This window comes from Gymnodinialimonas sp. (genome assembly GCF_059726805.1).
Window position 1 is genome coordinate 3,100,993 of sequence record NZ_AP041059.1, and the last position, 19,368, is coordinate 3,120,360.

Sequence of the window (19,368 nt, forward strand, 5' to 3'; positions counted from 1 at the left end):
TCCGTTTGACCCTGCCGCGCGCCGCGTGATGCGCCTGTTCTACCCCAGTGCCCTCGTCGCTGCGACAGTGATTTTTGCAGGCAGCGCAATGGCCGACATGTCATTGGATCCGGCCTGCATTTACCAGGAGGGCAGCCAAGCCAGCTGCACCCATGTGGTGGCCTGCATTGGCGGCGACACGCTGTTTGTGGGCGGGTCGGTGGGTTGGGATGCGGGTGTGCTGACCGGGAGCCTGTCCACGGGGGCGCAATGCACGGGCGTCTGGGACAACGCGCGCGCTGTGGCCAATTTCACCTGCGACGATGGGCAGACCGGCATCGTCAATTACACCGTGATGGATGGCCGGACGGGAACCGCCTTGGGCCAAGGCACCACGATCGCCGGGCGCAATGTTGAGGCCTGGTCCGGCCAGAACATCGCCGAGTATATCGAGCGTGAGACAGGCCGCGTGACGCTGCAATGTGGCGTCGAGGATCTATTGTTGGGTTAGCTTGCCCGCCATGACGGGCGGCAGAAGGCGCTGCACCAAAAAAGCTCAGAGCCCAACGGGGTCGCGATGTCAAACCTTGTCGGCGAAATCCGCGTGGATGAACTTCTTGTCGCAATAGCCGCATTCGACAAAGCCCGTGTCGGGGTCAATCATCAGCCAGACGCGGGGATGGCCCAACGCGCCCTCGCCGCCGTCGCAGGCGACGCGCGTGGTGGTCACGATCTCGGTTTCCGGTGCTTCCATCGACATGGCCCTGGCCCTTCTTTTGCGTCGCGCCCTCTATCGCACTTCCGTCTGGGCCGGGCAACAGCTTGGCGTCCGCACCGTGCAACAGCTTGACGCCCGCACCGGGCAAGACGCCTCAGGCCTTGGCCAGCATCCGGCCCAGGGGCCGCCCGGCAAGGAGGTGCATGTGGTAATGGGGCACGTCCTGGACACCGTCGGTGCCCGCGTTGGAGATCGTGCGATACCCCGCCCCGCCCGCACCCGGAGAGATCTCGGCGCAGATCTGCGCCGCGACCCGGTGGAAATCCGCGATTTCCGCGTCCGAGGCCTCTGCCGCGAAGTGATCAAAGCACACATATGCGCCCTTGGGGATCACCAGCACGTGGACGGGCGCCTGGGGGTAGATGTCGGCGAAGGCCAGCGTATGCTCGGTCTCGGCCACGGTATGGTTGGGGATTTCCCCGCGCAGGATCTTGGCGAAAATGTTCTGGTCGTCGTACTCGAATGCCATGGCTTGGGCCCCTCTTTTAATCTGCAAACAGGTGCTGGGTCTCGGCCAACTCACGGCCCCGATCCTGGTCGATGCCGAAGAATTCTGCCAGAACCGCGCCGTTTTCATCCGCCGAGCGGCCTTCGCGCAGGCGCCAGTGCTGTTTGAACTCCGCCTCGCGGATTTCCATTTGCTCGTCCAGGAATTCGTGGCGCAGCGTCGGCAACATGCGCTGCAACACCTCGCCCGGCGTGTCGTCGGTGGCAAGGCCCACGCGGTGGGCGTGGCCGACCAGGTACTGGTCGTCGAAGTTGCACTGCAGCTCTAGAATGCGGGCATTGGCGCGGTCGGACATGAAATCGCGCATCAGGTCGAGGTTGGCGGGGTCGAGGCAGATCACCAGCTGCTCGGTCCCGTAATAGTCAAACAGCATCCGCATCAGCGCGCGGCGGTGGCGGTTGCGTTTTTCCATCGTCCGCTCGATCCCGCCCAGATGCGGCACGCGGCACCCCGCCTCATCAAAAAGGTATTCGATCCCGCGCATGTCCAGCTTCTCGGTCGAGGCCTTCAGAAGCCGCTTGGCGACGTGCCATTTCTTGCACACCAGCATGTAAAGGTCGCGGTCCGCGCCCAAGGTGCTTTCGCGTTCCCAGAACCGCGTCCCGAAGCGTTTGCCGACCCGGCCCCGCCCGGTCAGGAATGCATGCAGCTTTGGCCCCTCCTTGGAGGTCGCGAAGTCCTTGCGGCCCGAACTCCACAGCGCGCCAAGACGCTCTTTCAGAAGCGTGGCCTCGGCAGAGATCTTGCGTGCAAAAAGGTAGTCTTGCGAGATCAACAGGTCGTATTGGTCGTTATAGAAGGTCACCGGCATGCCGTAGTCGCTGAACATCTTGAACGTCAGGGTGCGGCTTTCAATCTCGCGCGCGGGCACAAGGTGGCGCACGAGGGTCTGAAAGAACGTCTCATCCGGGATCCAGGTGGTGCGGAAGAAGCGGATCACGTCGGGGCGGTCGCGACAGAACTCTTGGATCGCTTCGATCGTGGTGCGGCGCAGGCACCACCATTGGCTGCCGATCATCACCTGGATATCGTCGGGGATCTTGCGTTCCAGCCGCAGTTTGCGCTGCAGGTTGAACGAGGCGTAGAACAGCTTCTTGTGGTTCCGCTCGTTAAAGAAGTGGCGGTAAAACAGCCGCTCGCCCTTGAAGCCGGTCTTGATCCAGTCGGAGTTGAAGAAGTCGAACGACTCGACATAGTCCATGTCGCGGTCATCGAGGAACTTGTGCGCGTAGTCCGCCGATTTGACCGAGGCACAATCGCCCGACAGCATGTAGAAGTGTGTGGCCTTCGGAAACGCCTCCACCGCCGCGTCGATGGCGTGGAGCGTGGCCTGGCACAAAGACCATTCCCCCCAGCCGCATTTGATGCGTTTCTTGGCGAAAGTGACGCCCGCGTTGTCCTTCAACGCCGTTTGCAGCGCGGTGAACTCTGCCGCCTTGGCACTTGCGTCAAAGTGAATCGACACATAATCACCGGTCGCCGTCAAACGCTCAGCCTGACGGATGATGCTTGGCGCATCCTTGTGACACAGGAGAATGAAGGCGATTTTTGCCATTCTGGAAACGATTGCCCCGGATCTGAGCGCATTGTTGCGCCTTATTGTTAACTTATTAATACCTGAGAGTGATTGATGCGACACCAATTCTTTGCAATTTATGTCTTAAGACTTGGTGAACGACACGCCAGGCGAGCGGTGAGGTAACGAGATTATGGGTTTTCCAGGCACTTGGATGACGACGAGCGAAAGCATGGTGTACCGCGTGGTGCCAAAATGCGCCTGCTCGACCATTGGACAGATCATGTATTACTCCGACAACGGGGAATACTTCGACGGCGACATTCATGACGCCAAGGGGGGCATGCACAAGTGGGCCTTCGACAACAGTCAGCCAGTAATCGAGGCCAATGTCACGGGCCACAAAAGCTTCGCATTCACTTGCGTGCGCAACCCTTACACGCGCATCCTGTCGTCGTTCTTTGACAAGATCTGCGGCATCCAGCGCAACGGCAAGCGCTACCGGGGCAACATGGTGCCGCTTCTGATCCAGAAATACGGGATCGAGGTGGGCGGCGATGATGGCAAGGGCGAGTTCGACCAGATCGCCAGCTTCCGCCGGTTCCTGCTGTTCACCCGTGACACCATCCGCTGGCGCAAGCCGATGGACCCCGACATCCATTGGTCGGCCATGGCGGGCCATGTCTCGACGTTTATCGTGAACGGCGGCAAATACGACAAGATCTTCTGGACCGAGAGCTTTAACGACGGCATGCAAAGCGTTCTGGACGCGACAGAAAATGCCAATCCGATCAAGCTCAAGGACGTGCCGCGCTTCAACGAAAGCGAGGGCCACGGCCCCAAGCGTCTGCACCCGGTGGAGGATTACTTCGACGACCTGTCGATGCATCTGATCAAGGAAATCTACCACCGCGATTTCGAGCTGTTCAAATACGATTTCGACAATCCCGCCAACAAGATGCCGATTGCCGAGATCGATCTGGACGAGGTTCACGCCAAGCTCGGCGGTTGATCGCCTAAATACGAGGCAAAGGGGTCCCAAAACCGTTGCGCCAATGCCGCGGCTGCGCTCGCGTGACGGCCTGCGCGTTGAATAATGGGCGGTGCAGCCCTAGGGTTGCGTCGATTGAGACGACTCCCATTTTCCCCTCGTGAGGCCCAACCGATATGTTTCGCGCCCCCCTTCTCGCGTCCGTCGCCGCCCTAAGCCTGTTCTCCGCCCCGCTCGCGGCGCAGAACGCAGGCGCAGAGGCACAGCGCCAGGCCGTGTTCCAGCAGATGCTCACCGATCCCGCCAACCGCCAGTTGATGCAGCAATACGCGCGTCTGTCAGTGGAGGCCCGTGATTTTGAGGCCGCCGCCGCGACGCTGGAGCGGCTGGTCGATCTGGAGCCCAACAATACCACCGCCCGGGTCGAACTGGCCGTGGCCTATTTCGCCCTCGGCTCCTACGCCGTGGCCGAATATCACCTGGCCGCCGCCCAGGCCTCGGGCACGTTGACGCCCGCGCAGGCCACCCAGGTCGCGCGCTACCAGGAAGAAGCGCAGGACCGCGACGACCGTTCGGACTACTCGGGGCGCCTGGCGATCGGCTACGCCTACGCCGACACCACCGGTGAGCAAGGCGCCTTTGTCAGCGGCTCGGTCGATTGGCGTCTGGACATGGGCAATGCCGATGTGACGCAATGGGTCACGGAATTCGCCTTCAGCACGTATCGGCCCGGCGATAACTCGATCAACGACCGCACCAACCTGCGTCTTCGCACCGGCCCGGAATGGCGCATCGCGGGCGATGCTTACGGCCCCCGCCTGCAAGCCTACGCGGAACTCGGCTGGTTCCAGAACGACGACCTGCTGCCGGGCGATTTCACGTCCTGGGGCATTGGCCTGGCCTATGCCAACCCGATCAACGAACGCTTTACGGTCTACGCCGATCTGGCCACGGGCAGAGAGATCGCGGATGCGGCGGGCGACGCGGATTTCAACTTCCACGAGTTTGATCTGGGCGTGACCTACCGCCCCTCCCGCGACACGCGGGTGCGTTTGTCGAGCACTTTTGGCTCTCGCACGGAGGTCGACGCGGCGAACCCGATTGAGTTCACCGAAGCCTCCGTCAGGCTGGCCGCGCAGCACGCCTTCGACGTGGGCTGGGAAAACCTGCCCAACCGCTGGATCGCCGGCGCCTTCGCCGAGATGGGCCAGACCGAACTCGTCAATGGCGGCACTATTACGGACCTTGAAGAGCACAGCTACGGTCTGTGGCTGCGCGCCTTCATTTTTGAAGACATTTACATCGAGACGGCCGCCGCCCAGGTCCATGAGGACGCGGTGACAGGCGGCCTTACCACGACGCGGGAAGAAATGATTTACACGTTCCAAGTCGGTTGGGAGTTTTAAGCATGCCCTTCAAGACATTCGCATTTGCCGCAGCGGCGGCGCTGGCATTGGCGGCTCCGGTCGCGGCCCAGAACATCGGCACTGTCGCCTCCTCCGAGCCGACCCTGCGTGGCACCCCGCCGGGTGCGGGCACCCGCACGCTTGGCCTGGGCACGGGCGTGGTTCAGGACGAGACGATTGCCTCCTCCGCCTCGGGCCGGGGACAGATCCTGTTCGTGGACCAGACGACCCTGTCGCTGGCGCCCAACACGACGATTGTGCTGGACCAGTTTGTGTTCAACCCCGACGGCACGGGCCAGATGGGCCTGCAGATGACCCAGGGCGCGCTGCGCTTCATCGGCGGCACGCTGTCGCGCGGGCAAGAGGCGACGGTGACAACGCCCACGGCCACCATCGGCATCCGTGGATCGAGCGCGCTGGTCGTGCATCTGAACGGCGAGACGACGACGGTGTTTTTGGCCGGGGAACGCCTGTGTATTTCCTCGGCGCGCGGACGCGCCTGTACCAGCCGCCGGGGCGGCGTCTTGACCGAAGATGGATACCAGGGCCGGGTGAACCCGGCGTTTCTGGCGCAGATCCTGGCGCTGATCGACGGCGCGCCTGGCGGCGGCGGCGGCACGGGCCTGGGCTCGGGCGTCGGCGACCCCAACCCATCGGATCGCGGCCCCGTCTCGACCGAAGGGGAAGAGTTCGACCCTGAGATTTTCGATGACGATTTCCGCTTTGACGACCTGCTGGACGGCCTGCCGGAACGCGAGATCATCATTCAGACCGACATCACAACCTGCAACCCGCTGGATCCCGCGCCGGGCTGTTTCTGACGCAGGCCGTGCCCTAACGCTTTGACAGCGCGACATATTCCCCCGCCCATCCTTCGGGCGGGGGATTTTGTTTGTGGGTCGCAATGCGGTCGAGGTACAGCTGCGCGAGAAGCCCGGTGTTAATTGTCGGCACCTTGATCCTGGCGACCTTCATGAAGGCCGCCTCTGCCCCCTGCCAATCGCGCGCGATGTAGGTGGCGCGGGCCTCGGCCAGGGCGCGGGCGAAGTCCGCCAGCCCCGGTGTCATGCGCGGCAGAACCGTGGCGACATCGACGGCCCGCGCAAAGCCCTTCACGGCAATCAAATCCAGCGAAACCGCCTGCAAATGCGGCGGGCAATGGGCCACGGTATTCGGCCCCACGCAATTTCGCGTGCCATAGATCCGGGTCAGCCCCTCCAGCCGCGCGGCGAGCGTCACGCTATCGCCGATGCAGGTGTAAGACAGCCGATCGCGCGAGCCCATCAGCCCGACCGAGGCAGGCCCGGTGTTCAGCCCCACGCCAAGGTTCACACGCGGCAGCCCCTGCGAGGTCAGCATGAAATTCGCCTGTTCCGCCGCATCGTTGACGGCGTGCAAGGCGCCCAGGGCGGCGGCCGCGTGGTCTTCGCGCTCAATCGGGGCATTCCAGAACGCCATCACCGCGTCGCCCATGAATTTGTCGATGGTCGCCCCGTGATCCACCAGCGTCTCGGCCACGGCAGAAAGGAAAGTGTTAACGAGCGTAACCACCTGGTTCGGCGGCATGCCTTCGGAGACTGTGGAAAACCCGCGCATGTCGACGAACATCACGGTCAAATCCCGTTCCGCCCCTTCTGGCGTGAGCGCAGCGGTGGGGTTCTTCTCAATCTCGGCAATTAGCGGCGGCGGCAGGAAGCGGGCAAAACGCTCACGGATCGAGCGGCGCGCGCGTTCCTTGGCCAGATACCCCAGGGTCGTGCCGGGAATATAGACCAGCACGGAGGTCAGGACCGCCATCAGCGGGCTGAACAACAGCCCCGCTTGAGCAAACGCGAATATGCCGCCCGCGACCGAGCCGCCGCTGACACCCAGCGCGGCCGCAAGGCCCAGGACCGGGCGTTCCAACCGGTTCAGGATCGTCAGGGAAAGACCCGCCAGTGCGACGATCAAAATCTCCAGGCCGCGCATCCAGTCAGGCCGCGACAGGAAAGCGCCCGCCACGATTTGTTCAATGATTTCAGCATGAAGCGTGACGCCCGCAATCTGGCCATCGAGCGGCGTGGTACGGATGTCAAAGAGCCCCTGCGCGCTGGAGCCCACAAGGATGATCCGCCCCGCCAACCGCTCCTGCAAGGTGGGGTCAATGCCATCGGCCTCCAACAGATCGCCCACGGGGGTCACGCGCGCGGCCTGGTATCCGGCGTAATAGATCCGGATGCGCCCGTCGGCTTCCAGTGGGAACGCCAGCGCGCCGGTCTGCATGGCGGTCGCCGCGGCGGTGCCGCCCGACACCTCGCCGGACGCCTCCGTCGTGCGCAACACATGCCCGCCCGCGCCCTGGGCCACGCGCAAAAGCTCCGCCGACAGGGACGGGATCAGCACGCCGCCGAAATCGGACACCATGGGGACGGTGCGCGTGATCCCGTCGGCATTGCGCCCCAGGCTGATCGTGCCGATGCCGCTGGCCGCTGCGGTCAGTTCGGGCAGATTGCTGATCGCGCCGGGATAGGCCGTCAGCGTGGTCGGCGTGGCCCCGGTGACGGCAAAGCCCGCGACCGCTTCCGGCATCGCGCCGTCAAACCCGCCCGCGACCGACAGCACGACGGGGCGGTCGCGAATGGCATCGGCAAAGCGTGCATCATGGGGCGCAATCCCGAGGTCGGGCAGCACGGGCGGGAGGGCATCGGTGAAGCGGGTCCAGCTTTCCGCGATCAGATCGGGCGAAGTGCGATCAGGCTCGGGGAAGAGCACGTCGAACCCCACCGCCGCCGCGCCGTGATCGAACAGACGGTCCGTCATCTCGGCCATGTAACTGCGCGGCCAGGGCCATTGGCCGTAGGCCTCCAGCGCGGCCTCGTCGATATCGATGATGTGGACGGGCGCGCCTGGGTCGTACGCGCGGGGCGCGCTGCGCTGATAGCCGTCAAAGATTGCATCGCGCGCGCGGTCGAGGATGGGCGGCGGGAACGCCGTCAGCCCTACCATCGCCGCCGTCACCGCAATGCCCAGCACGACCGTCACCCGGGACATCGGGCGGCCCTTGGTCTATGCGCGGTGTGTCGTGGCACGGTTTTCCTCTCGGCTCAGAGCGGATGGTGGCGGATTTTCCGTGTCGTCGCAAACCCTTCTGGCGTCGGGGATGGATTTGACAGGGCCGGTGTGGCAGTCCACCCTTTGCCGCGACACGGGGCCTCTTTCAGCTTCAAGGAAAAGCTGCCCATGGAATTTTCGATCTGGTCAACCTCCGGACTTGTCGGGGTTGCCCTCTATCTTGCGGCCTACGGTGGGTTGCAGTTGGGGCTGCTGCGCGGCAGCTCCATCACCTATACGGTGATGAATATGCTCGCCGCGATGGCGGTGCTGGTCAGCCTCGTGGAGGCGTTCAACCTGTCGTCGCTGCTGATCCAGGTGTCCTGGATCACCCTGTCGCTTATCGGCCTGGGGCGGATGGCCTGGGCGCGCAGTCAGCTGCGATTCTCGGACGAGGAAAGGGCGTTTCTCAGCGCCCATTTCAGCGCCCTGTCCCCGCATCTGGCGCGCAAGTTCCTGCGCTTGGGGCGCTGGCAAACGGTCAGCGCCGGGACCGTCCTGGCCCGCCAAGGCACCCCCGTGCATGAGTTGGTCTACGTGGCCCAGGGCAGCGCCGATGTCTGCGCCCATGGCACCGTGGTGGCAACGATCGGGCCGACGGCCCTGATCGGAGAGATGACGATCATGCACGGCGGAGAGGCCACCGCAGACGTGGAAATCACGTCAGAGGCGCGCATCTTCACCCTGCCCCGCGCCGCCCTGATCCGAGAGCTGGAAGTGGACCATGAATTTGCCCTGGCCGTGTCAAACGCCCTGCAGATTGAGGCGCAACGCAAGATTGAGGCCTCAAACCGGGATCGGGCGGGGGTGGCTGCGGGGTAGGCGTTAACGCGTTAACGTTTCGCTGCCCGCTCCATCGGCACCGAATCCGCGACCTTGCGCGCCAGTTCCGCCCCGAAAAGCGCCACCATTGCGTTATTGAACGCCGGCGAGCGGGTCATCCGCGTGCGCAGCGCCGCGCTATTGATCCGCATTACCGTGCCACCTTCGGGCAAACTCACATCGGCGCTGGAGGGATTGCCCGTCAGGAACGCCACTTCGCCCACGAAGGACGGACCCGCGATGGGGAAGCTTTCGCCGTGTTTGGCGATCAGGATGGTGGGCGCGAAGACCAGCATCAGGTCGGCGACCGCCTCCCCCTCTTTCGTGAGCACCTCTCCGGGCTCTACGGCCTGGGCGATCAGCATCTTGCGCAACCTGCGGAACTGGCCGGGGGTGAGGGTCGGGAAATGGGCGAAGGTTTTCCGGTCATCTTCTGACATCCGCCAAGTCGTGCGCTCGAACACGATCATGGCGATGAAGATCACGTTGACCGCCAGCAGCGCGATGTTGGACAGGAGGACCGAGGGAAGGATCGGATCGGCGCGGAAGAAGTAGTAGGCGGCATCACAGACAAACCCGCAGACGACGAACACCCGCAGCCACAATTCGTCGCGGACAGCGAATCCGGTCAGTTTGAACATAAGCCCAAGCGCCAGGATCGCCGTCATGCCGCCACCGGTACTCAGATGTGCGATAAAGTCGATCACCTGCGTCCCGTCCGGCCTAGATCAGGCCTTGCTCGGCGAAGACCTCGCGCAGCGGTCGTTTCGGGCGGGGGCCGACATGGGCGATCACTTCTGCTGCCGCCGCGACACCCATTTTCCCTGCCGTTTCCATGGTTTGCCCCGTGGCCACCCCGTAAAGGAAGCCCGCCGCGAACTGGTCACCCGCGCCGGTGGCGTCGACCGGCGTGACCCGGGTGACGGGCACTTCGACCCGGGTGCCGTTCTGGATCAGGATCACGGGATCGCCGGAGCGGGTGCACACCACCGTCTCGCAAACCGCAGACGCCTGGGCCAGCGCGTCGTTGATATCCTCCACCTCAAACAGCGACAGCCACTCCTCTTCATTGCCAAGGGCGATGTCCATTTCCTCGGTGATCAAACGGCGGAAATCGTCGCGGTGGCGGTCGACGCAGAACGGATCTGACAGCGTCACGCCGGCCTTGCCCCCGCCCGCGTGGCAGGCCTGAGCCGCGGCGGTAAACGCCCGCTTCCCCTCATCCTTGTCGTAGAGGTAGCCCTCCAGAAACAGGTAGCGTGTGTCGCCGGCAACACTAGCGTCCACGTCGCCTTCATCGAAATCCGCGCCCGCGCCAAGGTAGGTGTTCATCGACCGCTCGCCGTCGGGCGAGACGAAGATCATCGACCGCGTGGTGGGCGCGATCTCGGCGCCCGAGACCGGCGGATTGGGGAAATCGATGCCGTCCGCCGCCATGCCGTTTTGATAGAAGAGCCCCAGCGCGTCGTCCTTCACCTTGCCCAGAAACGCCGTCTTCAGGCCCAGAGAGCCCGCGCCGTAAACCGTGTTGCCGACCGACCCGCCGGGGGCCTGCACCCGGTCGGTCATCGCGCCGTAAAGGATCTCGGCGCGCTCACGCTCGATCAACTGCATGATGCCCTTCTGGATGCCCATGTTGTCGAGAAAGCTGTCATCGGCATGAGAGATGACATCGACAACGGCGTTGCCAATGCCCACGAGGTCGTAGGTTTGAGTCATGTTTCTTCCTTTAGAATGGCGTCGAGCTCGATCTCGACCAACCAGTCGGGATCAACGAAAGCGGTGACCGCCATCACCGTGGTGACGGGGCGGATGTCTGTGAAAACCTCGGCGTGGGCCCGGGCGGCTGCGTCGAAGGTGTTGATGTCAGTCAGGATTATACGGGTGCGGATGACGTCATCTGCCGTGCCGCCGGCTTGGGTTAACGCCGTTAAAGCAATCTCCAGGCAGCGTTTGGTCTGGCCATAGACGTCCCCGATACAGTCTGTGCCGCCACCCGCCGCAATCGGGGCGGTGCCGCCGATGGCAACGGTATTGCCGATCCGCACGGCGCGGGAAAAGCCGATCTGCGGCTCCAGGTACGAGCCGGATGAAACGTTGTCGCGCCACAGGCGCGCATGGGCAGCAGGGTCGCGGTTCATACTTTGGACTTTCCCGGCAGCGGATCCGGTGTCTTGTCCTCAAACACGCAGAGATCGCGGATCAGACACGCGCCGCACTTGGGCTTGCGCGCGACGCAGATGTAGCGGCCGTGCAGGATCAGCCAGTGATGCGCGTGCAGCTGGAACTCGGCCGGAATATTGTCCTCCACCGCGCGCTCGACCGCGTCCACATCCTTGCCGGGGGCAATCAACGTCCGGTTGCCGACCCGGAAGATATGCGTGTCCACGGCCTGGGCGGGCATCCCCCACCACATGTTCAGCACCACATTCGCGGTCTTGCGCCCGACACCCGGCAGCGATTGCAGCGCAGTCCGGGACGAGGGCACCTCGCCGCCATACTCATCCACCAGGATCTGGCTTAATTTTATGACATTCTTGGCTTTATTCCGGTAGAGACCGATTGTCTTGATCATCTCCGTTACCCGCTCCAACCCCAGATCGAGCATCTTTTGCGGCGTATCTGCGAGGGCGAAAAGCGGCCCCGTGGCCTTGTTCACCCCCGCATCGGTGGCCTGAGCCGACAGCGCCACGGCAACCACCAACGTGTAGGCGTTGACGTGGTGCAACTCGCCCTTCGGCTCGGCCTCGGCGGCGCGAAACCGGGTGAAAATCTCGTGAATCGTATGGTAGGGGAGTGACTTGGCCATGGCCTCCCTTTTGGCCTGCCGCGCGCGGCCCGACAAGCCCCCCAAAACAGCACGATCATCCCGCAAGAACCGGGTCGCGGCCCCCCTCCCCGCCCGATACGTTAACGGCGTTAAGGAGATCCAAGCCATGTCCCACACCACTGCCCCCGACGCCGCCAACAGCTACCATTTCAACGTCATGCGCCGGGCGCTGGATCTGATCGACGCCAACCCGCATCAGACCCTCGATGATCTGGCCAAGGCGCTCGACATGAGCCCCGCGCATTTCCAGCGCACGTTCTCGGGCTGGGTCGGCGTCAGCCCCAAGCGCTACCAGCAATACCTGACGCTGGACCATGCGCGCCGCCTTCTGGCGGATCGCTTTACCGTGCTCGACACCGTGGGCGAAACTGGCCTAACCTCCGGCGGCCGCCTGCACGACCTGTTCCTGCGGTGGGAAGCGATGAGCCCCGGCACCTATGCCTCGGGCGGCGAGGGCCTGACGATCCGCTGGGGTTGGTTCGACAGCCCTTTCGGCCCGGCCCTGGTGATGGCCACTGATAAAGGCATCTGCGGCATCGGTTTCGCCTCAGAAACCGGGCCAGAGCCCACGATGGCAGACCTGCGGTCTCGTTGGCCCAACGCCACCTACGTCGAAGATCCCATGGCCCTGAAGCCCATGGCCGAGGCCGCGTTCACTGGCAGCGGCGATGTGCATCTGTCCCTGATCGGCGCGCCCTTCCAGATCAAGGTGTGGGAGGCACTGCTGTCCATCCCCACAGGCCATGTCACAACCTATTCCGAGATCGCCGGCGCCATCGGCAAGCCCCGCGCGGTGCGCGCCGTGGGCACCGCCGTGGGCCGCAACCCGATCTCCTGGCTGATCCCCTGCCACCGCGCGCTGCGCAAATCCGGCGGGCTTGGCGGCTACCATTGGGGCCTGCCCGTAAAACGCGCGATGCTCGCTTGGGAAGCCGCCACCACAGAGGACGGAGCCGCCTGAACGCTGCGAGGACCGTTCGTCCCTAAAAGGGGCGATAGGGAGGAGGGGCCGCCCCGCAAGGCGCCATCGGCGCCGTCCTGCCCGTGGCGCGCGCGCCGCTCTTTTCCCCCTGTGCCGGGGCCAAAGGCCTGATATACAGCCGCCAATAAGTCTCGTCGGGAAACGGGGCACTGGCTTAAAGGGCAAGCACTCATGGCACTTCTGATCAAACCACTTCTTCTGGCAAGCGCCGCCGCATTGGCGCTGACCGCCTGCGTCGGCAACACTGTGGCCCCGGGCGGGCCCGAGCAAAACCGCACCCGCGACGGCGCCGTCATCGGCGGTCTTCTGGGCGGCTTCCTGGGCGCGGCCTCCAACGACGAAAATCAGGGCCGCAATGCGCTGGTCGGGGCGGCCATCGGCGCGGCGGCGGGCGGGGCCATCGGCAACGCGCTCGACCGTCAGGCGCAGGACCTGCGCGGGCAATTGGCCAACGACAGCATCCTGATCGAGAACACCGGGTCCGAGCTGATCGTGACCATGCCCGAGGGCATCCTGTTCGACATCGACAGCGCCGCGATCCGCGCGGGCCTGCAATCGGACCTGCGCGCGCTGGCGGCAAACCTCAATCAATACCCCGCGACGGGTGTCGAGGTTGTGGGTCACACCGACAACACCGGATCTGCGGCCTACAACCAGGACCTGTCGACGCGCCGCGCGCAAGCGGTGGCGGGCGTTCTGCTGGAAGCGGGCGTTGCGCCCTCGCGCGTGCGCTCGCTCGGGCGCGGTGAAAGCGCGCCGATCGCGACCAACCTGACACCGGAGGGGCGGCAGCAGAACCGCCGCGTGGAAGTGATTATTCGCCCCCGCTGATCCTTGTTTTCGGCTTGAAATCAACGGCCTGCCCCATCGGGCGGGCCGTTTTCGTTTGTGGCGCGCTTCGATCTTGGGTGGACAGCCCCGCGCAGTGGTCATATCGTTTGACCAATTTCGAAGGAGGCGTCCCATGCCTTTCCAACGCATCGAGGCCGAGAAGCTCTCGGCCTCTGTGGTCAAGCAAATCGAGCAGTTGATCCTGCGCGGCATCCTGCGCCCCGGAGAGCGTTTGCCCTCTGAGCGGGAGCTGAGCGAACGCCTGAGCGTCTCGCGCCCGTCGCTGCGCGAGGCGGTGGCGGAGTTGCAGGAGAAGGGGCTTTTGGCCACCCGCGCGGGCGCGGGAATCTATGTGGCCGACGTCTTGGGCTCGGCGTTTTCGCCAGCTCTGATCGACCTGCTGGCCGCCCATGAAGAAGCCGTTTTCGACTATATCTCGTTTCGCCAGGACCTCGAAGGGATCGCCGCAGAGCGCGCTGCGATCCATGGCTCGGACACCGATCTGAAGGTCATCGACACCATCTTCAAGAAGATGGAAGTGGCCCATCGCAAGAGAAACCCCGCCGATGAGGCCGAGTTGGACGCCGAGTTCCATCTGGCGATCATCGAGGCCAGCCACAACGTGATCCTGCTGCACATGATGCGCGCCAGCTTCAACCTGCTGCGCCAAGGCGTGTTCTTCAACCGCCAGCAGATGTTCAAGAACCGCACCACCCGCGACATGCTTCTGGATCAGCACCGCGCGATCAACACCGGCATTCAGGAGCGCGACGCAGAGGCCGCGAAGGCCGCCGTGATCCAGCATCTGGACTATGTGAAAGAAGAGATGAGTGCGCTCAAAGCCTCGGAAAAGAACGAGGAAATCGCGCGGCTACGCTATGCCCATGAGCGCGAGAGGTAGGGGCAAACGGTGGGTTTCACCCACCCTACAGGCCCCGTGTGGGGGGGGGCCGCAGAGCGGGTGTAGGGTGGGTGAAACCCACCGGCCGTTCAGTCCACCGCACCGCCGCCGAAGGAATTGCCGTTCTGCCAATCGCAGGGCGCTTCCTGCATCTCCAGATGCAGGCGGTCGCCGGTGTAGAGGTTGGCATTTGCCACATCGTCATTCAGCGTGATGCCCAGGCCGGGGGCCTCGGGGGCCTGGACGAAGCCGTTTTCAACCTTCGGACGGCCCGTGACCAGGGCCTCATGGAACGGCGTTTCAATCGCTTCGACCATCAGGAGATTGGCACAACTCACGCCCAGATGCACATTCGCTGCCCACTCGACGGGACCCGCATAAAGGTGCGGGGCCAGTTGCGCGCCCCAGGCCTCGGCCAGGGTGGCGACTTTCTTGGCCTCCCAGATCCCACCCGCGCGGCCCAGGGCGGGCTGAAGAATGCGCGCGCCGTGGCGCAGCGCCTCCAGAAACTCACCCTTGGTGGTCAGGCGCTCACCGGTCGCGATGGGGATGCTGGTGTGGGCCGCGACCTCGGCCAGACCCGGCAGATTGTCAGGGGGGATGGGTTCTTCATACCAGAGCGGATCATGGGGTTCGATGGCCTTGGCCAGCCGGATCGCGCCGGACGGGGCGAACTGGCCGTGGGTGCCGAAGAGGAGGTCGGCCTTGGTGCCGACCGCATCTCGGATCGTGGCGCAGAACCGCGCCGAGAGGTCGATATCGCTGAGCGCCGGCATATGACCGCCGCGCATCGTGTAGGGGCCAGCGGGGTCAAACTTCACCGCGGTGTAGCCTTCGGCCACCCGGGCGGCGGCGGATTCAGCTGCCATCTCTGGTGACGTCCAGAAGGCCGCAGTGTCGTGGTGCGGCTCTGGGTAAAGGTAGGTATAGGCGCGGATCTGGGCGTTCATCTTGCCACCCAGAAGCGCGTAGACGGGACAATCGCGGGCCTTGCCGAGGATGTCCCAGCAGGCGATCTCCAGGCCTGAAAAGGCGCCAAAGACCGTGGGATCGGCGCGCTGGGTAAAGCCTGAAGAATGGGCCCGGCGCGACATCAGTTCGATGTTTGCAGGGTCCTCGCCCTGCATGTGGCGGGTGAAGACGTTCTGGATGACGTGCTTCATCGCCTCGGGCCCGACGCCTGCGGCGTAGACTTCGCCCAGGCCCGTGAGGCCGCAATCGGTTGTGACGCGCACAATCAGCCAATAGCGCCCGCCCCAGCCGGGGGGCGGGGGGGCGACGGCGAAGATCTCTAGGCTGTCGAGGCGCATGGGGTGGATGCTCCGAAGCGGGGGGCCAGCCCCCCGCACCCCCCGGGATATTTCAGGAACGGGGAATGAGGGGCGTGGCGCGGTGGATCAGAAGGTGATGACGTTGCGGCGGGCCTGGCCGGAGTTGGTGTCGGCGATGGCCTCGTTGATCTGGTCGAGGGTCCAGCGGGCGGAGACGAGTTCGTCGAGCTTCAAGCGCCCTTGGGAATAGAGGTCCACCATCCAGGGGATATCGCGTTTGAGGACGATCTCGCCGAGGAATGAGCCTCGGATGCCCTGGCCCGTGGCGGCGAGGACCACAGGCTCGTAGGGGGTGGTGTCCCCAGAGTGGGGCATGCCCACGGCATAGGCGGTGCCGCGCGGAGCCAAGAGGCGCAGGGCGCTCTCGTAGGCGGGAATGGCGCCGACGGAGACGAACACGTGATCGGCAAGCGTGCCGCCGAGGATCTTGGAAAGCGCTTTCCAGGGCTCTTTCGTTTGGGCGGGCAGCGTGTCGGTGGCGCCGAATTCCAGCGCGTCTGTCAGTTTCTTCTCCTCCAGATCCATCGCCACGATCCGCGCCGCACCGGCGATGCGCGCGCCCTGGATCGCGTTGAGGCCCACGCCACCTGCGCCGATGACCACAACCTTGTCGCCGGGCTTTACCTTGGCCGTGTTGATCGCGGCACCGACGCCCGTGGGCACGCCGCAGGCGAGCAGGCAGGCGACGTCCGAGGGAATGTCATCGCCGATTGGCGCGGTCTGACTAGCGTGGACGACGACCGCCTCGGCAAAGGCACCGCAATTCATCGCCTTGACGACCGGGCCGCCGCTTGTGGTGGTCAGCACCTGGGCCTCTGGCGTGTTGCCGCCGCAATACATCGGTTGCGCCGAGGCGCAGGACGGGCACTGGCCGCAGGATTTGGCGAGGGTCACGATGACACGGTCCCCGACCGATAGGGCCACGCCGTCGCCCACCGCCGTCACCCGTCCGGCCGCCTCATGGCCATAGACCGCTGGCAGATCCCCGCCCCAGGCGCCTTCCATATAGGAGATGTCGGAATGGCAGATCGCCACCGCGTCCAGAGTGACCTCGACCTCTCCGGCTGCGGCGTCGCGCAGGGTGATCTCTTCGATGGAAAGCGGCGCGCCATGTTCATGGCAAAGGGCGGCGCGGATCGTCTTGGGCATGGCTATCTCCGACAGGTTGACGCCCACCATTGCGGGTGTTGGGCCGAAATGCGAGGGGAATTGCGTCATCCCGCGCGCCGGTACCGACGGTATCGGCTTGCGCCGAAGTGGCGGAATGGGGAACAAACGGGCCATGGATATTCTGACGTTTGACGATATGACCCTGCATGTGCAGGTCGAGGGGCCTGCGGATGGCCCGGCGGTCGTGTTTGGCAATTCGCTGGGGACGGACCTGCGGCTGTGGGATCCGGTCGTGCCGCTCCTGCCCAAGGGGCTGCGGATCATCCGCTACGACAAGCGCGGCCACGGGCTGTCGACCTGCCCTGCGCCGCCCTACACGATGGGCGCGTTGGTGCACGACGCGGAGCGGATGATGGACGCGCTGGCGGTAAGCGATGCGGTCTTTATCGGGCTCTCGATTGGCGGTTTGATCGCCCAGGGGTTGGCGGCAAAGCGGCTAGATCTGGTGCGTGCGGTCGTGCTGTCAAACACCGCCGCCAAGATCGGCACCCGCCAGATGTGGGAGGATCGGATCTCCACCCTGCGCGCGGACGGGTTGGCGTCCATGGCCCCGGCAATCCTGGAGCGGTGGTTTGCGCCCCGTTTCCGCGACAGCCCCGCCGTTGCCCCCTGGCGGCGGATGGTCGAGACCTGCCCCGAGGATGGCTACGCGGGCTGCTCTGCCGCGATTGCCGGCAGCGATTTCTATGCGACCACCGCCGCCTTGCGCTTGCCTGCCCTGGTGATTGCGGGGGACCGCGATGGCGCGACGCCCCCTGATCTTGTGCGCGAACTGGCCGACCTGATCCCCGGATCCCGGTTCGAGCTGATGCGTGGCACCGGGCATTTGCCCTGCGTGGAAGACCCGCAGACCTACGCCGCCCATCTGACGTCATTCCTTAGTGATATCGGGCACGTGCCATGAGCACCTCTGTCTTTGACAGCGTAATCCATCGCGACCTGTTCGGCGACGCCGAGGTTGCGCGGCTGTTGTCTGACAGTGCCGAGGTGCGGGCGATGATGCTGGTCTTGGGCGCGTTGGCCAAGGTGCAGGGGGCCGCGGGGGTGATCCCCGAGGTCTCGAGCGCGTTCCTGCACCGCGCCACGATGGAGATCCAGATCGACCCCATGGGTCTTGGCGGGATGAACGGCGTCCTCGTGCCGGCTCTGGTGGCGGCGATGCGCCAAGCGTTGGAGGCGCCGGAACACGCGCAATACCTGCATTGGGGCGCGACCTCCCAGGACATTCAGGACACCGCCCAAAGCCTGCGCTTGCGCCAGATCCTCACGCTGATCGAGGCGCGGCTGCGCGAGGTGTTAACGGCGTTAACCGATCTGGCCGAGGCCCATGCAGAGACGCCGATGGCCGCGCGGACCTATGGCCAGGTCGCCGTTCCCAGCAGCTTCGGCGCGCTGGCGGCGTCCTGGGGCTGGCCGGTCATCCGCCTGCTTGACCGCCTGCCGGACCTGCGCGCGCAGGCGCTTTGCGTGTCGCTGTCAGGGGCGGCGGGCACATCCAGCCAGCTCGGCCGCGACCCGTTGGCCCTGCGCGAGGCCCTCGCAGAGGCCCTGGGGCTCAATGACCCGCAGCAGTCGTGGCACGCGGAACGCTCCCGAATTATCGAGATCGCGCAGTGGCTTAGCGCTGTCGCCGTGACGATGGGCAAGATCGGCGAGGACGTCCTGCGCCTCAGCCGGTCCGACGTGGGCGAGATCAGCCTCGGCGGTGCCGGGGCCTCCTCCACCATGCCGCAGAAACAGAACCCCGTTGTGGCCTCGGCCCTCGTGGCACTCGCCCGCACCGCGCCCGCGCAAGCCGCCGTCCTGTCGGTCCCCCATGGCGAGGCCCGCGACGGCGCCAGCTGGTTCACCGAATGGCTGACCCTGCCGCCCTTGGTCTCCATGGCGGCCCGGGCCAGCGCCCTCGGCGGCGATCTCGCCCGCAGCATCACCCCCCAGGCCGAGTCCATGGCCGATCGCCTCAACGACCCGCTCGGCTTGATCCATGCCGAGGCGCTGTCCTTCGCCCTCACCGCGACCCTGCGCCGCCCCGACGCGGCGGCTGAGGTCAAGCGACTGACGAAAGAGGCCCTTGCCAAAGGTCGCCCCCTTCCCACACTGGTCGCCGAAGCCCACCCCGACTCGCCACTGCCCGACCTGGAAAGCCTCGGCCAAGCCCCACAAGAGGCCCGCGCCTTCGTGAAAGCCGCCCGCGATATGTGACAGCTGCGAGGACGGGCGCAGCCCGGAGGAG

At 64.9% G+C, this 19,368-nt stretch carries 20 protein-coding genes; 10 read left to right on the forward strand and 10 right to left on the reverse strand.

Annotated elements, in window-relative coordinates; genetic code table 11:
- The first annotated feature begins 28 nt into the window (after nucleotides 1–28).
- Entirely contained in the window at nucleotides 29–490 is a 462-nt protein-coding gene (locus tag AC6I9R_RS15130) for a hypothetical protein (protein WP_461426397.1), read from the forward strand.
- 69 nt (nucleotides 491–559) lie between these two features.
- On the opposite strand, the gene AC6I9R_RS15135 is transcribed toward AC6I9R_RS15130, so the two are convergent.
- The 3 genes from AC6I9R_RS15135 to AC6I9R_RS15145 all read right to left on the reverse strand — a co-directional run bounded on the left by AC6I9R_RS15135 (nucleotide 560) and on the right by AC6I9R_RS15145 (nucleotide 2,820).
- Nucleotides 560–739 (reverse strand): zinc-finger domain-containing protein, encoded by a 180-nt coding sequence (locus AC6I9R_RS15135; RefSeq protein ID WP_461426398.1) that lies wholly within the window; start codon nucleotides 737–739, stop codon nucleotides 560–562.
- A 112-nt stretch (nucleotides 740–851) separates the two neighbouring features.
- Entirely contained in the window at nucleotides 852–1,226 is a 375-nt protein-coding gene (locus tag AC6I9R_RS15140) for an HIT domain-containing protein (protein WP_461426399.1), read from the reverse strand.
- Between the two features lie 16 nt (nucleotides 1,227–1,242).
- Nucleotides 1,243–2,820, reverse strand: a complete 1,578-nt coding sequence (locus AC6I9R_RS15145; RefSeq protein WP_461426400.1) for a DUF5928 domain-containing protein — start codon at nucleotides 2,818–2,820, stop codon at nucleotides 1,243–1,245.
- A 154-nt stretch (nucleotides 2,821–2,974) separates the two neighbouring features.
- Here AC6I9R_RS15145 and AC6I9R_RS15150 point away from each other — a divergent pair, with 154 nt between their 5' ends.
- The 3 genes from AC6I9R_RS15150 to AC6I9R_RS15160 all read left to right on the forward strand — a co-directional run bounded on the left by AC6I9R_RS15150 (nucleotide 2,975) and on the right by AC6I9R_RS15160 (nucleotide 5,999).
- Complete coding sequence (locus tag AC6I9R_RS15150) at nucleotides 2,975–3,793, forward strand: sulfotransferase family protein (protein ID WP_461426401.1); 819 nt, start codon at nucleotides 2,975–2,977, stop codon at nucleotides 3,791–3,793.
- Nucleotides 3,794–3,948: 155 nt separating this feature from the next.
- The gene (locus tag AC6I9R_RS15155) at nucleotides 3,949–5,178 is read left to right on the forward strand and encodes a tetratricopeptide repeat protein (protein ID WP_461426402.1); all 1,230 of its coding nucleotides are present in this window, start codon (nucleotides 3,949–3,951) and stop codon (nucleotides 5,176–5,178) included.
- Nucleotides 5,179–5,180: 2 nt separating this feature from the next.
- On the forward strand, nucleotides 5,181–5,999 hold the full coding sequence (locus AC6I9R_RS15160; protein WP_461426403.1) for a FecR family protein: 819 nt from the start codon (nucleotides 5,181–5,183) through the stop codon (nucleotides 5,997–5,999).
- A 13-nt stretch (nucleotides 6,000–6,012) separates the two neighbouring features.
- On the opposite strand, the gene AC6I9R_RS15165 is transcribed toward AC6I9R_RS15160, so the two are convergent.
- Nucleotides 6,013–8,208 carry a CHASE2 domain-containing protein gene (locus AC6I9R_RS15165; protein WP_461426404.1) on the reverse strand — a complete coding sequence of 732 codons (2,196 nt, stop codon included), beginning with the start codon at nucleotides 8,206–8,208 and terminating at the stop codon, nucleotides 6,013–6,015.
- 189 nt (nucleotides 8,209–8,397) lie between these two features.
- Between AC6I9R_RS15165 and AC6I9R_RS15170 the strand changes: the two genes are divergently transcribed.
- Nucleotides 8,398–9,090, forward strand: a complete 693-nt coding sequence (locus AC6I9R_RS15170; RefSeq protein WP_461426405.1) for a cyclic nucleotide-binding domain-containing protein — start codon at nucleotides 8,398–8,400, stop codon at nucleotides 9,088–9,090.
- A gap of 11 nt (nucleotides 9,091–9,101) precedes the next feature.
- On the opposite strand, the gene AC6I9R_RS15175 is transcribed toward AC6I9R_RS15170, so the two are convergent.
- Genes AC6I9R_RS15175 through nth form a run of 4 tightly spaced genes read right to left on the reverse strand, consistent with a single transcriptional unit; the run spans nucleotide 9,102 to nucleotide 11,899 of the window.
- Entirely contained in the window at nucleotides 9,102–9,797 is a 696-nt protein-coding gene (locus AC6I9R_RS15175; RefSeq protein WP_497862960.1) for a cyclic nucleotide-binding domain-containing protein, read from the reverse strand.
- Nucleotides 9,798–9,813: 16 nt separating this feature from the next.
- Nucleotides 9,814–10,809 carry an adenosine kinase gene (locus tag AC6I9R_RS15180; protein WP_461426407.1) on the reverse strand — a complete coding sequence of 332 codons (996 nt, stop codon included), beginning with the start codon at nucleotides 10,807–10,809 and terminating at the stop codon, nucleotides 9,814–9,816.
- Nucleotides 10,806–11,231: a RidA family protein gene (locus AC6I9R_RS15185; RefSeq protein WP_461426408.1), complete on the reverse strand. Its 426-nt coding sequence runs from the start codon at nucleotides 11,229–11,231 to the stop codon at nucleotides 10,806–10,808. The genes AC6I9R_RS15180 and AC6I9R_RS15185 overlap by 4 nt, the downstream gene beginning before the upstream one ends.
- Nucleotides 11,228–11,899 (reverse strand): endonuclease III, encoded by a 672-nt coding sequence (nth, locus tag AC6I9R_RS15190; RefSeq protein ID WP_461426409.1) that lies wholly within the window; start codon nucleotides 11,897–11,899, stop codon nucleotides 11,228–11,230. The genes AC6I9R_RS15185 and nth overlap by 4 nt, the downstream gene beginning before the upstream one ends.
- A 127-nt stretch (nucleotides 11,900–12,026) precedes the next feature.
- On the opposite strand from nth, the gene AC6I9R_RS15195 reads away from it, so the two are divergent.
- The 3 genes from AC6I9R_RS15195 (at nucleotide 12,027) to AC6I9R_RS15205 (ending at nucleotide 14,634) form a co-directional block, all read left to right on the forward strand.
- On the forward strand, nucleotides 12,027–12,881 hold the full coding sequence (locus tag AC6I9R_RS15195; RefSeq protein ID WP_461426410.1) for a methylated-DNA--[protein]-cysteine S-methyltransferase: 855 nt from the start codon (nucleotides 12,027–12,029) through the stop codon (nucleotides 12,879–12,881).
- Nucleotides 12,882–13,073: 192 nt separating this feature from the next.
- Nucleotides 13,074–13,733, forward strand: coding sequence for a YiaD family glycine zipper/OmpA-like lipoprotein (locus AC6I9R_RS15200; RefSeq protein WP_461426411.1), 660 nt, complete (start codon nucleotides 13,074–13,076; stop codon nucleotides 13,731–13,733).
- Nucleotides 13,734–13,866: 133 nt separating this feature from the next.
- Entirely contained in the window at nucleotides 13,867–14,634 is a 768-nt protein-coding gene (locus tag AC6I9R_RS15205; RefSeq protein ID WP_461426412.1) for a FadR/GntR family transcriptional regulator, read from the forward strand.
- Between the two features lie 89 nt (nucleotides 14,635–14,723).
- Here the strand turns inward: AC6I9R_RS15205 and AC6I9R_RS15210 are convergent, their stop codons facing one another.
- Both AC6I9R_RS15210 and AC6I9R_RS15215 read right to left on the reverse strand, forming a co-directional pair.
- Nucleotides 14,724–15,944, reverse strand: coding sequence for a mandelate racemase/muconate lactonizing enzyme family protein (locus AC6I9R_RS15210; protein ID WP_461426413.1), 1,221 nt, complete (start codon nucleotides 15,942–15,944; stop codon nucleotides 14,724–14,726).
- Nucleotides 15,945–16,031: 87 nt separating this feature from the next.
- Nucleotides 16,032–17,114 (reverse strand): Zn-dependent alcohol dehydrogenase, encoded by a 1,083-nt coding sequence (locus AC6I9R_RS15215; RefSeq protein ID WP_461426414.1) that lies wholly within the window; start codon nucleotides 17,112–17,114, stop codon nucleotides 16,032–16,034.
- Nucleotides 17,115–17,247: 133 nt separating this feature from the next.
- Between AC6I9R_RS15215 and pcaD the strand changes: the two genes are divergently transcribed.
- Nucleotides 17,248–18,039, forward strand: a complete 792-nt coding sequence (gene pcaD / locus AC6I9R_RS15220) for a 3-oxoadipate enol-lactonase (RefSeq protein WP_461426415.1) — start codon at nucleotides 17,248–17,250, stop codon at nucleotides 18,037–18,039.
- The gene (locus tag AC6I9R_RS15225) at nucleotides 18,036–19,337 is read left to right on the forward strand and encodes a lyase family protein (RefSeq protein WP_461426416.1); all 1,302 of its coding nucleotides are present in this window, start codon (nucleotides 18,036–18,038) and stop codon (nucleotides 19,335–19,337) included. Before pcaD ends, AC6I9R_RS15225 begins: the two co-directional genes overlap by 4 nt.
- The last annotated feature ends 31 nt before the right edge of the window (nucleotides 19,338–19,368 follow it).

Coding starts and splice junctions, on each gene's coding strand:
- AC6I9R_RS15130 (WP_461426397.1), top strand. CDS start 29: ATGCGCCTGTTCTACCCCAGTGCCCTCGTCGCTGCGACAGTGATTTTT.
- AC6I9R_RS15200 (WP_461426411.1), top strand. CDS start 13,074: ATGGCACTTCTGATCAAACCACTTCTTCTGGCAAGCGCCGCCGCATTG.
- AC6I9R_RS15210 (WP_461426413.1), bottom strand. CDS start 15,944: ATGCGCCTCGACAGCCTAGAGATCTTCGCCGTCGCCCCCCCGCCCCCC.
- pcaD (WP_461426415.1), top strand. CDS start 17,248: ATGGATATTCTGACGTTTGACGATATGACCCTGCATGTGCAGGTCGAG.
- AC6I9R_RS15150 (WP_461426401.1), top strand. CDS start 2,975: ATGGGTTTTCCAGGCACTTGGATGACGACGAGCGAAAGCATGGTGTAC.
- AC6I9R_RS15165 (WP_461426404.1), bottom strand. CDS start 8,208: ATGTCCCGGGTGACGGTCGTGCTGGGCATTGCGGTGACGGCGGCGATG.
- AC6I9R_RS15195 (WP_461426410.1), top strand. CDS start 12,027: ATGTCCCACACCACTGCCCCCGACGCCGCCAACAGCTACCATTTCAAC.
- AC6I9R_RS15205 (WP_461426412.1), top strand. CDS start 13,867: ATGCCTTTCCAACGCATCGAGGCCGAGAAGCTCTCGGCCTCTGTGGTC.
- AC6I9R_RS15155 (WP_461426402.1), top strand. CDS start 3,949: ATGTTTCGCGCCCCCCTTCTCGCGTCCGTCGCCGCCCTAAGCCTGTTC.
- AC6I9R_RS15160 (WP_461426403.1), top strand. CDS start 5,181: ATGCCCTTCAAGACATTCGCATTTGCCGCAGCGGCGGCGCTGGCATTG.
- AC6I9R_RS15215 (WP_461426414.1), bottom strand. CDS start 17,114: ATGCCCAAGACGATCCGCGCCGCCCTTTGCCATGAACATGGCGCGCCG.
- AC6I9R_RS15135 (WP_461426398.1), bottom strand. CDS start 739: ATGTCGATGGAAGCACCGGAAACCGAGATCGTGACCACCACGCGCGTC.
- AC6I9R_RS15140 (WP_461426399.1), bottom strand. CDS start 1,226: ATGGCATTCGAGTACGACGACCAGAACATTTTCGCCAAGATCCTGCGC.
- AC6I9R_RS15170 (WP_461426405.1), top strand. CDS start 8,398: ATGGAATTTTCGATCTGGTCAACCTCCGGACTTGTCGGGGTTGCCCTC.
- nth (WP_461426409.1), bottom strand. CDS start 11,899: ATGGCCAAGTCACTCCCCTACCATACGATTCACGAGATTTTCACCCGG.
- AC6I9R_RS15225 (WP_461426416.1), top strand. CDS start 18,036: ATGAGCACCTCTGTCTTTGACAGCGTAATCCATCGCGACCTGTTCGGC.
- AC6I9R_RS15185 (WP_461426408.1), bottom strand. CDS start 11,231: ATGAACCGCGACCCTGCTGCCCATGCGCGCCTGTGGCGCGACAACGTT.
- AC6I9R_RS15145 (WP_461426400.1), bottom strand. CDS start 2,820: ATGGCAAAAATCGCCTTCATTCTCCTGTGTCACAAGGATGCGCCAAGC.
- AC6I9R_RS15180 (WP_461426407.1), bottom strand. CDS start 10,809: ATGACTCAAACCTACGACCTCGTGGGCATTGGCAACGCCGTTGTCGAT.